The sequence below is a fragment of the Streptomyces sp. NPDC006265 genome (genome assembly GCF_040613555.1).
Classification (GTDB): domain Bacteria; phylum Actinomycetota; class Actinomycetes; order Streptomycetales; family Streptomycetaceae; genus Streptomyces.
Genome location: NZ_JBEXSH010000179.1, coordinates 1 through 12,256 on the forward strand (window position 1 = coordinate 1; position 12,256 = coordinate 12,256).

Annotated in this window: 11 protein-coding genes and 1 pseudogene; 8 read left to right on the forward strand and 4 right to left on the reverse strand. The window is 68.4% G+C overall.

The window, feature by feature from the left end; genetic code table 11:
• The 5 genes and pseudogenes from ABZ281_RS16995 to ABZ281_RS17015 form a co-directional block, all read left to right on the forward strand.
• Positions 1 to 226, forward strand: a pseudogene (locus ABZ281_RS16995) (aldo/keto reductase); the annotation flags it as partial.
• A 97-nt stretch (positions 227 to 323) separates the two neighbouring features.
• Positions 324 to 1,787: a hypothetical protein gene (locus ABZ281_RS17000; protein ID WP_356656230.1), complete on the forward strand. Its 1,464-nt coding sequence runs from the start codon at positions 324 to 326 to the stop codon at positions 1,785 to 1,787.
• 59 nt (positions 1,788 to 1,846) lie between these two features.
• Complete coding sequence (locus tag ABZ281_RS17005; protein WP_356656232.1) at positions 1,847 to 3,103, forward strand: ABC transporter substrate-binding protein; 1,257 nt, start codon at positions 1,847 to 1,849, stop codon at positions 3,101 to 3,103.
• Between the two features lie 2 nt (positions 3,104 to 3,105).
• The gene (locus ABZ281_RS17010; protein WP_356656234.1) at positions 3,106 to 4,017 is read left to right on the forward strand and encodes a sugar ABC transporter permease; all 912 of its coding nucleotides are present in this window, start codon (positions 3,106 to 3,108) and stop codon (positions 4,015 to 4,017) included.
• The gene (locus ABZ281_RS17015) at positions 4,014 to 4,856 is read left to right on the forward strand and encodes a carbohydrate ABC transporter permease (RefSeq protein ID WP_356656236.1); all 843 of its coding nucleotides are present in this window, start codon (positions 4,014 to 4,016) and stop codon (positions 4,854 to 4,856) included. Before ABZ281_RS17010 ends, ABZ281_RS17015 begins: the two co-directional genes overlap by 4 nt.
• Positions 4,857 to 4,933: 77 nt before the next feature.
• On the opposite strand, the gene ABZ281_RS17020 is transcribed toward ABZ281_RS17015, so the two are convergent.
• Both ABZ281_RS17020 and ABZ281_RS17025 read right to left on the reverse strand, forming a co-directional pair.
• Complete coding sequence (locus tag ABZ281_RS17020) at positions 4,934 to 5,146, reverse strand: hypothetical protein (RefSeq protein ID WP_356656238.1); 213 nt, start codon at positions 5,144 to 5,146, stop codon at positions 4,934 to 4,936.
• A gap of 196 nt (positions 5,147 to 5,342) precedes the next feature.
• Complete coding sequence (locus tag ABZ281_RS17025; protein ID WP_356656240.1) at positions 5,343 to 6,185, reverse strand: NAD(P)H-binding protein; 843 nt, start codon at positions 6,183 to 6,185, stop codon at positions 5,343 to 5,345.
• Between the two features lie 63 nt (positions 6,186 to 6,248).
• Here ABZ281_RS17025 and ABZ281_RS17030 point away from each other — a divergent pair, with 63 nt between their 5' ends.
• Positions 6,249 to 6,602, forward strand: coding sequence for a helix-turn-helix domain-containing protein (locus tag ABZ281_RS17030; protein ID WP_356656242.1), 354 nt, complete (start codon positions 6,249 to 6,251; stop codon positions 6,600 to 6,602).
• Positions 6,603 to 7,522: 920 nt separating this feature from the next.
• On the opposite strand, the gene ABZ281_RS17035 is transcribed toward ABZ281_RS17030, so the two are convergent.
• Complete coding sequence (locus tag ABZ281_RS17035; RefSeq protein ID WP_356656244.1) at positions 7,523 to 9,475, reverse strand: RICIN domain-containing protein; 1,953 nt, start codon at positions 9,473 to 9,475, stop codon at positions 7,523 to 7,525.
• 1,104 nt (positions 9,476 to 10,579) lie between these two features.
• On the opposite strand from ABZ281_RS17035, the gene ABZ281_RS17040 reads away from it, so the two are divergent.
• Positions 10,580 to 10,837, forward strand: coding sequence for a hypothetical protein (locus ABZ281_RS17040; RefSeq protein ID WP_356656246.1), 258 nt, complete (start codon positions 10,580 to 10,582; stop codon positions 10,835 to 10,837).
• Between the two features lie 148 nt (positions 10,838 to 10,985).
• Positions 10,986 to 11,381, forward strand: a complete 396-nt coding sequence (locus ABZ281_RS17045; RefSeq protein WP_356656248.1) for a nuclear transport factor 2 family protein — start codon at positions 10,986 to 10,988, stop codon at positions 11,379 to 11,381.
• A 130-nt stretch (positions 11,382 to 11,511) separates the two neighbouring features.
• Here ABZ281_RS17045 and ABZ281_RS17050 read toward each other — a convergent pair whose 3' ends face one another.
• Positions 11,512 to 11,895, reverse strand: a complete 384-nt coding sequence (locus tag ABZ281_RS17050; protein WP_356656250.1) for a helix-turn-helix domain-containing protein — start codon at positions 11,893 to 11,895, stop codon at positions 11,512 to 11,514.
• Between the last annotated feature and the right edge of the window lie 361 nt (positions 11,896 to 12,256).

Below are 12,256 nucleotides of genomic sequence, written 5' to 3' on the forward strand. Positions count from 1 at the left end.
GCGCCTGCCCGAGCCCTCGGACCTGGAACTGGAGCAGGCGATGCTGCCGCGGGAGGCGTTCTTCGCCCCGGTGGCCGCGGCCTGGGACGCCGGCGTGCGCAGCTTCGACACGGCGCCGCACTACGGCCTGGGCCTGTCGGAGCGCCGTCCGGGCGCCGCGTTCGTCGGCCGCCCCCAGGAGGAGTACGCCGTCTCCACCGAGATCGGCTGGATCCTGGTCCCCAGCCCGAGACCAACGCCGCCTGCTACCGCGCCCGCCCGCCCCAGGCGCCGTGGGACGAACTCGCCACCTACCACCTCATCCCCGGCGAAGGAGCCATCCGATGACCGACTCCGTCCCCACAGCCCCGAACGTCGCCGCCCTGGCCCGCTGGCTCGGCAGCTGGGTCACCGGCGAGGGCGCGATCAACGGGTTCCACAACCACAGCGTGTGGGGCACCAACCCGGCCACCTTCCAGGACTTCACCAGCGGGCACGCCGCGTTCTCCGCGCCTGCGCTGGGGGCGTACGCCGAGGCGCTGGCCGCCCACCCCGACGAGCGCGGGCTCGAGCTGTGGCGCCGGATGATGCGCTACCAGGCACACGCGCTGCAACCGGACGGCCAGTACCGGCACATCGGATTCCAGGTCGGCGAGTCCGCCACCAACGGCCTGATCCACAACGCCGTCGGCAGCCTCGGCCTCCTCCTCGGCCTGCGCCACGCCGGCCACCTGCTGCCCGCCGACGAGACGGCCCACGCCCTCGCGACGGTCCGGCGCAACCTCGACGCCTGCGAGAAGTACGGCGGCGGACGCCCCGGTGAGCTCGGCACCTGCAACCAGGAGTACGCCCGGGTGTGGGTGAAGCTGCTGTACACCGAGCTGTCCGGCGACTCCGCCTTCACCGACGAGATCCCCAAGGACCTCGACACCCTCATCGACCTGTTCCACCACCAGGGCGTGCCGGACGCCGACAGCGCGGGCGCGTTCCGCGCCGTCACCGACCGCCACGACGGCGGCATCCTCGAACCCACCGAGTACTACGGGCTGATGATCGCGCCCCTGCTGCACGCCGCCCGCCGCTACGGCGTACGCCGTTACCTGGATGAGGCGCTGCGCCTGTGCCGCCACGTGGCCCGCTCCTGCTGGACCGACGGCGACGGCCTGACCCGCTTCCACCGCTACTGGTACATCACCCGTCACGGCCGCGCCCTGAAGACCGACACCCCCATGCTGATCGCCGGCATGGGCCTGACGCTGTACGGCATCGACGAGGTGCTCGCCCAACAGCCCGACCCGGAGCTGGCGGACTTCGTCGCCCGCTGCCTGCGCACCTACGCCCGTCACCAGACGCCCGCCGGCTACTTCACCTCCGCGACCGGCTGGCACAACGAGGCGGATGTCGCGCCCTCCACCGCCTGGCACGCCCACGACCTGCTGTTCCTGACCTCTCACGGCCTCCGCCGTACCGGGCTGCCCAACGGCTTCTGGGATACCGTCCTCACCCCCGACCGCCGGCAGTCCGTGCTGGCCGGCGACCGCGCCTTCTACGCCGAGCACGGCCCGCACTGGTGCGTCCTCAGCCCGCTCACCGCAGGCGACCTGCACCTGTACGGCCGCAAGGACCGGTCCACCTTCGCCCGCGAGTTCTTCGCCTGGACCGACCGCGAGGAACTGCCCGCGGAACTCCGTTACCCGGATCCCCCGATGTTCTTCGTCTCAGGGGACGGCATCCATCGCGTCGACCCGAGCGACCGCCCCACCGACGTGTCCGTCATCGGGCACCTGCCCTACAAAGGCACCCTCTGACGCCGCCCTGCAAGGGGCGCACTCACACCCGCACAGCACTGAAAGACCTGGAGACAATGATGTCCACACTCAGACGCCGCACCGTGCTGGCAGCGGGCGCGAGCCTGCTGCTCCCTCTCGCCCTCGCCGGATGCGGCGACAACTCCTCCGGCGGGGACGCGAAGAAGGTGCGCATGCTGGTGAACCTCACCGACAACCTCAACCAGAAGTACTGGGAGAAGCTGGTCAGCCCCTTCGAGAAGAGCACCGGTATCGACGTCCAGGTCGAGGGGCCGACCGGCAAGTCGGTCGCCGAGACCTTCCCGCAGCAGCTCGCCGCGGGCACCGCCCCCGACGTGATCCAGTCGATCTACCCCGACGCCAACACCGCGCCCGAACTGCTCGACCTCTCCGACCTCGACTGGGTCGACGGCACACCGATGGTCGACACCTACTCCCTCGACGGCAAGCGCTACGTGGTCGGCGTCGGCTCCCAGGCCCAGTCCCTGGTCTTCTACAACAAGACCGCCTTCGACAAGGCGGGCATCGACAAGACGCCCACCACCTGGAAGGAGTTCACCGACGTCCTCGGGCAGCTCGACGACGCCGGCTACCCGCCGATGCAGACTGCCGGGCAGTACATGACCGGCCTCCAGCTGCAGCAGCTTTTCCACCCCACACTCAACACCAGCCACCCGAAGTGGCAGGCCGCCGTCACCAAGGAGGAGCTGAACATCGGCGACGCTTACCAACCGATGTTCCAGCACTACGCCGACTGGCTCAAGGCCGGCTACATCGCCAAGGACGACGTGGGCCTCGACCCGTCCACGGCGGACGGTAACTTCGTCGCCGGCAAGGTCGGCGTCTACCCCAACGGCAGCTGGTTCCTGGCCAGCCTGGACGCCGCCGGGAAGCTGCCCTTCGAGGTCGGCGTCTTCTCGCCGCCGGTGGACGACGGCCAGTCCTACCCGGGGCCGCAGGGCGCCACCATGGCCGACCCGTACATGATCTGGGAGGGCTCGGGCAACGTGGACGGGGCCAAGCAACTGGTCAAGTACCTGGCGACCGACAAGACCGCGATCAAGACCCAGCTGCGCGCCGACGGCATCTTCCGCCAGGGCACCGACCTGGAGCAGTCGCCGCTGGCCACCGAGGTGCAGGCCATCGTCGACAAGGCGCCGGAACTGGTCTCGGTGGGCGAGGGCGCCGGCGACAACCGGCTGCCGGTCACAGGCTTCAACCCGAAGTTCACCGAGATCGTCCAGAGCCTGTACACCAGCCGGACGCCCAAGCAGGCGGCCAGGGCGATAAACCAGTGGGTAAGCGAGAACCGCTGACCATGGCATACAAAGCAATGACAGGGCGGCGGGGACTGAGCCAGGCGGCGACGCGCGCCGGCATGGTCGTCCCCGCCGTCATGATCTACGTCGGCCTGCTGGTGGTGCCCGTCGGCTACGCCGTCTACTACAGCCTGACCGACTACAACGGCTTCCCCAGCCAGACGCCGGAGTTCACCGGCCTGGACAACTACCGCGAGGTGTTCACCTCCACGGACATCTCCGCCGCGATGGTAGTCACCGGCATCGTCGCCGCGGCCGGAGCGGCGATCGTCAACGTGGCGGCCCTCGGCTTGGCGCTGCTCCTGCGGCAGACCAACCGGTTCAACACCTTCGGCCGCATCGTGATGTTCTACCCGCACGTACTCAGCGCGCTGGTCGTGGGGTTCCTGTGGCAGGCCCTGCTCGGCCCGCAGGGCGTGGTCAACACGATGATGGAGAAGGCCGGGGCGTCGTCACTGCCGTTCCTGTCGAACGAGACGTGGGCACTGTGGACGATGATCTTCGTGATCGCCTGGGCCCTGTTCGGCGTACAGCTCGTGATCTACCTAGCCGGTCTCCAGACGATCTCCCCCGACCTCGTCGAGGCCGCCAGGATCGACGGAGCCGGCAGATGGCAGGTCTTCCGCGCCGTGACCTGGCCCTCGCTCGCCCCCACGGTGACCGTGGCCATCATCACCTCCTGCCTCTCCCTGCTGAAGACGTACGACGTGGTCGTCTCCCTCACCGGAGGCGGCCCCGCCGGGTCCACCAAGACGCTGGCGTACAACATCCTGGCCGTGTCCTTCCCGGAGCGCCGCATCGGGCTGGCCTCGGCCCAGGCGGTGGTGCTGGTCGTGGCCGCGGCCGTCCTGGCGTTCACCGTCCTGGCGCTGCGGCGGCGGGCCGAGGAAGGAGCGGAGTCAGTCGGATGAGAACCTCCCCACGGCTGGCGGGTACGACGCGCGTGGCGTTCGTGTCGCTGCTGTCCCTGTTCATGCTGGCGCCGATGTACATCCTGGTCATCAACGCCTTCAAGGACCAGCGGGCCATCCTCACCAGCCCGTTCACCATCGACCTCGGCTCGGCGACCACGAAGTACCTGGCCGACGCCTGGAGCAACCCGGACTTCAGCGTGCCCTACGGCTACGCCGTCACGCTGCTGCTGGTGGCCGCCGTGAACGCGCTGTCCATCGGCGTGTGCACGTCGGCCGCCTACGTGCTGGCACGCACGCCCACCCGGGTGTTCCGGCTGGTGCTGATGTTCTTCGTGGCGGGCATGTTCGTGCCCACGCAGGTCATCCTCATCCCGGTGATCTTCGTGCTGCGCGAGCTGGGCCTCATGGGCACGCTGCCCGGCCTGATCCTGTTCCTCACGGCGACGACGATCCCGTTCACGCTGTTCGTGTTCGTCGGCTTCATCCGCATGCTGCCCCGGGCACTGGACGAAGCGGCGGCCATCGACGGCGCCGGCGCCCAGTACACCCTGTGGCGGATCATCTTCCCGCTGATGCGGCCGATCGTCGCGACCGTGTTCATCCTGAACGCGCTGAGCGTCTGGAACGACTTCGCCAGCCCTCAGGTCATCCTCGGCCCCGGCAGCGACGTCTACACGGTCACGACCGGCGTGTACGCGGCGGTCGGCGCCTATTCGGCGGACTACACGAAGGTGTTCCCCACTCTCCTGCTGGCGGTCATCCCCATCCTCGTCCTCTTTGTCGTGCTGCAACGCCACGTCATGAGCGGCCTGGCCGCGGGGTCGGTGAAGGGCTGACGGGGGTTCCAGGGCCAGCTGGACGTCTCGGCGCCGGCGCGCGAGGACAGCGGCTCCCGCGCTCCGGGCTGGAGGAGTCACTGGAGGCGCTGGCCGCCGCCCGGGCCGCCGCGGCCGCGCTCGACCAGCGCGCCGCCGCTCCAGCCCGACCCGGCTACGGCTCCCGCTCGTAGCAGCCGGCGGCGCCCCGCGCGGGCGAGGGCATCGATGAGTTCCCCGCGCCACCGTGTCCGAGCCTCGTCACCACCCTGGACCGGCTCCTGGACACCGGTGCCACCGTGGGTCGTCATCGACCACGGCACCGACTCGGTCTGGAACGCCGACTGGTGGTGGACATCGGCCCGGGGCCCGGGCCGGACGGCGGACGCCTCGCCGCCGAGGGCGCCCCGGACACAGTGGCCAGAGCGGGCACTGCCCCGACCGGCTGATGGTCGGCCCGCGGATGTCAGTTCGGTGCTCGTGCGGTGGTGGGCGCCTCCCGGCCTGTCACAGACCCATGTCCGCCAGCCATTCCGCTGTGGTCCGGGGCGTGACATCCAGCAGCTTCTGGGCGGAGTTCTCCGGCGTGATCGAGCGGCCCGGCATCGCGCTCATGGCGCGGTACGCCTCCGCGGTGCCTGCGGCGGGACCTTCGCCGATCAGAGGTGCCACGGACGTGCGGAACTCATCAGGGCTGATCGGCTCGAAGACCACGTCCCGCCCGAGCCCGGCGGCGAACGCCGCGGCCAGGTCGGGGCCGGTGATCGCCGGATACTGCCCGACGGAGACCACGCCGGTGAGGCCCGGGCGGTCGAACAGGGCGAGCGTGACGTCGGCGATGTCCAGGTGGGACGTCCAGGAGACGGGGAAGTCGGCCCGGATCGGGTAGGGCAGTATCCCGCGCTCACGGACCGAATCGATGACGTACGGCATGAGCAGGTTTTCGAGGTACAGCTCGGGGGCGATCACCGCATGGGACACCCCGCTGTCCGCCAGGCCGGCGGCCAGCGTGGCGGTGGCGCCGCCGGTGGCCGGGTCGATCGGGAAACCGCTGGTGGAGAACACCACGCGGCCCGGCCGGGCTTCACGGACAGCCGTGAGGATGTTGTTCGCGAAGGCCAGGCGATCCTCCTCCGCGCCCACCGGCAGGTGGACGAACACCCCGTCGGCGCCGCGGTAGGCATCGGTCAGGTCGGTGGCGGAGGAGTAGCTCGCGGCCACGACGCGTGCGCCGTCCACGGCGGCGTCCGGGTTGCGGGTCAGCGCGGTCACGGACTTGCCCTCGGCAGTGAGAGTGGTAGCGACAGGGGCACCCTGGGCGCCGGTGGCGCCATGGATCACGTAGGTCATGCGGCTATTAGTGCATAGGGTGCACCGGTTACATCAACTGCACTAATGGGCTACTGTCGAAAAGTGACGAGTCCCTGTCTTCCCGAGTGCGGTGTGGCCCGGTTCCTCACCCTTCTCAACGGTCCCTGGGCCACCCTCATCGTGCGCGAACTCCTCAAAGGCACCCACCGCTTCACCGAACTGCGCCAGGCCCTGCCCGGCATCAGCCCCCACACCCTGACCAGCCGACTGCGCCAGTTCGAGACCTACGGCATGGTCACCCGCACCACGTACGCGGAGATCCCCCCGCGCGTCGAGTATCAGCTCACCCCCCTCGGCGAGGGGTTGCGCGACGTTCTCGACGCCATGGCGACCTGGGCCGATTCGGTCCCCGTCCCGGAGGACACGAAGCTCGTTCGCAAACTGTCCGACCTGTGAGGCAGTCCACCCCCTGGTGTCCACACCGTCCGCGTTCGACGTACGGTCCACTGTCGTCAGCCGGACCCCCAGTACGTCGCCGGAGGCCACGAGGAACGAGAAGCTGATGTTCAGCTCGGGGCCCTCCGACCTGTCCGGGCCACCGCAGCTTGGTGGGCCGCCGATGTCCGTGCCCAAGAAGACCGCGAGGCGTCCCTCCACGTGCTTCTTCATTGCGGCCGTCATCGCGTCGGCGCTGGGGACGTCGGGGTAGCTCGTGGCCCAGGGGCAGGAGCGGTCGGTGCTGCTGTCGCTGACGATGTTGACGCCCTTGAGCTTGCTCAGGTCGACCTGGGTGCCGGTGTCGTTCCCTCCCGTCCGGGACGGGCCGGCCGGGGAGGGGGCGGCGGAGTCCGCCGGTGTCGAGCCGGTGGAGCAGGCGGCTGTCAGGGCGAGCGAGCCGAGTAGGAGAAGGACAGGGATGAGGGTGCGTCTGGGCATGCGGGAACCTATGTGCGTGAGGCGCCGGGGGCGTGGGTCGGCGTGTGCGGTGCGCGAGCTGTCACGGCGCTGCGGCGTCCCGCTGCGATGCCTTGCGAAGGGCAAGGGCTTTCATTTCGCCGGGTCAAGCTATGTTCTCCGCCGGTCTGCCGCAATGCCCGTCGCCCGCTGCCGTCCCGAATGTGACGACCTTCTCTCTCCGGCCGCTCTGCGGGGAGCTGCCGGAGATCGTGTCGTCAAGGGCGGCTGGAGCGGCGGGCGGACATCAAAACGGTGCTGATGCGGCCGGCGCCGAGGTCGGGCATCCGCTGCCGTGGCCCCGGCGCACGGGTGCCGGGGTCACGGCTGCAGAGCCGGGTCAGGTCCCCGCACGACTCGGGCCTGGGCAGAGTCCGGTGGGTCGCCGATCCGTGGTTCGCAGGGTTCCATAGTCTTTCAGGTCAGGACGGAACGATCTGCCATTGCTGCCGCGTTTGTGACGCGTACGGCTGCTGCTCGACGTTGGCTCCGTCGGCGGTGCTGCCCTCGCCCACGCCGAGGCAGAGCCCGCTGTAGCGGTTGATGAGGAAGTGGTCTCCGTCACCGGTGGGTGTGACGGCCCAGTGCTGCTGGGGCGCGCTGGCGTCCGCCCAGATGCCGACGTTGCCGCCGTCCACGCGAGAGAGACCCGCGACCTCCAGAAGCTTGCCGCTGCCCACACCCTTGATCTTGTAGTAGCCGTCGCCGGTGCTGGTGAAGGTCCACTTCTGGTTCGCCTGGTTGAGCCACGGCCACTGATCGACGTTGGTGCCGTTGGCGGTGCGCGCGCCTTCCACGTCGGCGGCCTTGCCGCTGTGCCGGGCGACCAGCCGGTAGACCGTCCCGTCACCCGGCAGCGTGGTGGACACCAGTGCCGGCTTGACCGACCGGCCGCCGATCCTGATGCCGCTGATGTTGGCGTAGCCGCCGGTGGCCGCGTTGACCTGGATCCGTACGAAGCCCACGTTCCGATTGGGCCATTCGACCAGCTTGGTCTTGCCGTTGCCTGCCCAGGTGCCGGTGGCTACCTGGGTGAAGGTGACGCCGTCGGTGCTGGTGTGGATGGTGTACGAGGTGATGTCGCCGTCGGTGGAGTTGTTGCGGCTCCACTGCTTGGGCAGGTACTCCAGGGTGGAGACGTTGCTCCACACCCCACCCAGGTCGATCGTGATCGAGTGAGGCAGGGCCGGGGACAGGCCCCAGGTCGACCAGCAGGTCTCGTAGCGGACGTCGCTGAGTCCGTCGATGGCGTTGAGCGGCCCCTCGCCGGTGTGGAAGCCGGTGGCGTACGCGTTGACCGGTGTGACGGGGTGCTCGGCGCGCAGCAGTTGGGTGGGCAGCGGTGGCCGGGAGGTGTTGGAGCTCCATGCCGCGCCGACCTCGGCGAGCCGGTTGACGACGTTGGTGTCCAGCAGGCCGTTGCGGTTGGGCGGGCAGTTGAGGATGAACGAGGTGTACTTCGGTTCCAGGTCGGCCAGGTGCGAGAGGATCGCGGCCTTGCTCATGAGGGTCTCGGTCGGGGTGGTGGGGTGCCAGAACCAGCCGTTGCTGATGGTCTGTCCCTGCATTCCGGCGTAGGTGTTGCCTGCCGGCGCCGTGACGCCCAGCGGCTCCTCGAAGAAGATCGCGTCGCTGAGGAAGGGCTCCGACAGTCCGCCGATGTCGATCATGACGCAGTCCGGCTGCAGCTGCTTCACCAGGTTGCGGATCCTCTGGTAGGAGACTGCCTGCTGCCCCATCTGCCATGCGTAACCGTCGGTCATGAATATGTCGATGGTGCCGTAGTTGGTGAGCAACTCGGTGATCTGACCGAGGATGAAGGTCATGTCGCCGGGCTGGATGGCATCGGTGATTTCGAGCCCGGTCACCTTGTGCCGGCTCTCCCATGCCTCGACGCCGAAGGTGCGGTCCCAGATCGAGTAGTAGAGCCCGACCTTCAGCCCCTTCGCGCGGAAGGCGTCGCAGTACGCCTGGACGACGTCGTGCTTGTAGGAGCTGTTCGCGACGTTCTGGGTGCCATAAGCGCTCGGCCACAAGGCGAAGCCGTCGTGGTGCTTGGTGGTCAGGATGCCGTAACTCATCTTCGCGGCGGCCGCCGTGTCGGCCCACTGTGCGCAGTTGACGCTCGGGGGAGCGAAGAGGGTGGGGCTCTGGTTGGGTTCTGCCCACTCCTGGTTCGTGAAGGTGCCCAGGCTGAAGTGGTTGAACATGCCGAACCGCATGTCGACCATCTTGCTCAGGTTGGTCTGCGTGTCCGCGGCGGCTGCCTGAGACAGGAGGCCGGAGAAGCCGGGGATGACCGGCAGGGGGGTCGCGGCGCTCGCCACACCCGCAGCGCCGAGAAACGTACGGCGAGTCATTCTTCGTGCGGACATGGCCCACTCCTGTGGATCGATGGCATCGGTTGCGGTGACGACGTACCAGGTGGCAGTCGACGGCCTGGGCGCCCGGGCATGGACGGATGACGTAGTGACTGTGGAACGGTGCTCCGCTGAAACCTGCCGGCCAGGCGGATGCGAAGCGGATGTCGTGGGGTGACTCAATCGGCTCCGCGTTGAGCGGTGAACGTGCAGGTCGGTGCTGCCAGGCGCCCCTGGGTCCGTCGTGCCGACGTCGCCTTCATGAGGGGCGCGTCGCGGGACGAGGTACCGCTCTGAAGGCGGGCCGGAAGCTGCATAGCCAGGTTCGGTCGGCGGTGTCGGTGCAACCGGGCTGCGTCGGTCGCGGTCACGGAACGGCCTGCGGGCGCGATCCGGTGACGAGTAGTGAGAGCACACTCAGGAAGGTGGCCGGCAGGAGCAGTGCGGCGCGCCGGGCATCAGCATCTCCTGCATGGAGAGGGCGCAGACGGAGGGCGAAGCCCGCTCTCGGCGGACCGTCGTGCCGGCGAGTGCCCCTTCTGCGGCTGATCGGCTCTGACAATGTGATCTCCTGACTTCCCCGGGGCAACACACCATGCTGCGGCTCGGCAACCGGGTTGAACGGAGTGACCAGTCACCCTCGGCCGGCGAGTTGCAAAGAGCCCACCTTTTTAAACGGTGTGGCTCGCCGGAGCGACATCGGATCTATTAACGGGCTTCAGTGTGGAGTCTGTCTAGAGGATCGACAGAAACTTCGCGATCGCAGCTGATGGAGCACTCGGACCGCAAAATCAAGTTGCCGGGTGCAGGATGCAGAAAGCTCGATACATCGGGTGAATGGGATGACTGGGGCTTCGTGGAGGCACCTCTGGATGGTCGGGCGCGGGCGGCCCCAGAACCGCCGCTACGCGCCGCCTGTCCGCGATGACGCGGGACTGCGCCCGTACGGGCGCAGTGGCAGACCCCTGGCGCTGTGAAGACGCTTACCCGCTGGGGTTCCCGCTGGGGTCTGCTCCTGAGTGGCGGACCCGCGGCGCGTCGGCAACGCCGGAATGGCATGTGACGTGGGTCACGTCATTCCATTGGTTACGTTGAGGTGACTGGCTCTCGATGGTGAGTATGGAGGTGCAGCAGGGAGAACTCGCCGAAGGAGAGGGCTCGACCATGAGGTCAACCCCCGCAGTCAGGATCGGCGAGATGTTCGGCGGTCCGATGGCGGCCACCGAGGGGACGTTCGCGCTAAAGCCGATCGTGGGACCCATGGCGAAGGGCTCGCTGGCCGCGGCGCATGTCTACTTGCAACGTCGTCGACCTGCTGCCGATCAAGAGGGCGCGCATCGCATGGTCCGGCTCTCCTCGGCGGTCGGCAGGCCGTAGACGAAGCTCGGGGCAGTGCCTGAGGAACACCGTCTGGCGAAACCTGACTGCGCGTCGTTGATCCGTCCCGAGTCGCGCACGTCGCCTCGCATCCAACCCGTACCGGTAGTCGTACTGCCTCCATGCCAGAGGCGTAAGGAGTGTTGTCATGACCAGCAAGAACGTCGACATCGCGCGTGAGTACTTCCAGGCCGTTCAGAAGGGCGACCTGGCCAAGGTGGGCGAGCTTCTGGGCGAGGAGATCGTCTGGCATCAGCCGGGCGCCAACCAGTTTTCCGGTGAGCGCAAGGGCCGCGACGCCGTCTTCGCGATGCTCGGCGGGATGATGGAGGCCAGTCAGGGCTCCTTCGCCATCGACACGGTCCACGCTCTCATGGGCAACGGCGACATGGTGGCCGCCTCGATCCACTTCGCCGGGCGGCGCGAGGACGGGTCCATGAGCATGGACGGCGTGGATGTCCTGCGCCTCCAGGACGGCAAGATCGTCGAGATGTGGCTGTTCTCCGGCGACCAGGTGGCCGAGGACGCCTTCTGGGGGCAGTAGGCCCCGCGCACCCTTTCCAGGCGAACGCGTCCGGCAAACTCCGGGCGCGCGAACCGTGGCGGCCATCTCGGCGCCGAGGAATCCACTGCTGACGTTTCGTCACATCGTCACCTGTGGTGACCAGTCACGCTCACTGGCGTGCGTCGTAGCTCTCGCGTGCCGCGAGCACCTTGCTGAAGTGTTCCTCGGCCCACAGGGCCAGTGCCTGAAGCGGGGCGTACAGAGTGCGCCCCAGTGCGGTCAACTCGTACTCGACCCGGGGCGGGACCTCGCCGTACACGTGCCGCGTGACGAGGCCGTCCCGTTCCAGGTCCCGGAGCGTTTCGGTGAGGACCTTGGCGCTGATGCCGTCGACGCTGGTGCGTAGGTCGCGGAAGCGCATGGGGCCGACGCTGAGCGCGATGACCACCATGGCCGTCCACTTGTTGGCGATGCGGGCGAGCGAGGTACGGGACGGGCAGGTCGCCGTCATGACATCGAAGGCCGGAAACTGTGGCACGTCACACGCCCTCATCGGTTGTGTCGAGGCGACTGCTACCGACGGTGAGTATAGGAGTCCGGCAGGCAGCTTGCGCGGCAAGGGGGTCGTTCGGCACCCGTCGGGCTCTCTTTCCTCCGGCCACGTCCGACGCAACACACCCGCGGATACGGCGGGTTGGTCGTTGATGCCCGTCACGGATGTCTGTTCTCAGCTGTACCCGACCATGGAAAATCAAGGAGTTCTTGTGCGTACTCTTCTCGGCGGGCCCCGCGGCATCGCCGTGTGGGCTGCCCTTGTGTGCGGCGTCTTCGCAGCCGTGCTCTTCCCGGCGGAGGAGGCCCAGGCGATCAACGTACGCCCCTCGGTTCCCTGCCCCTCCGGTACGACCTGGACC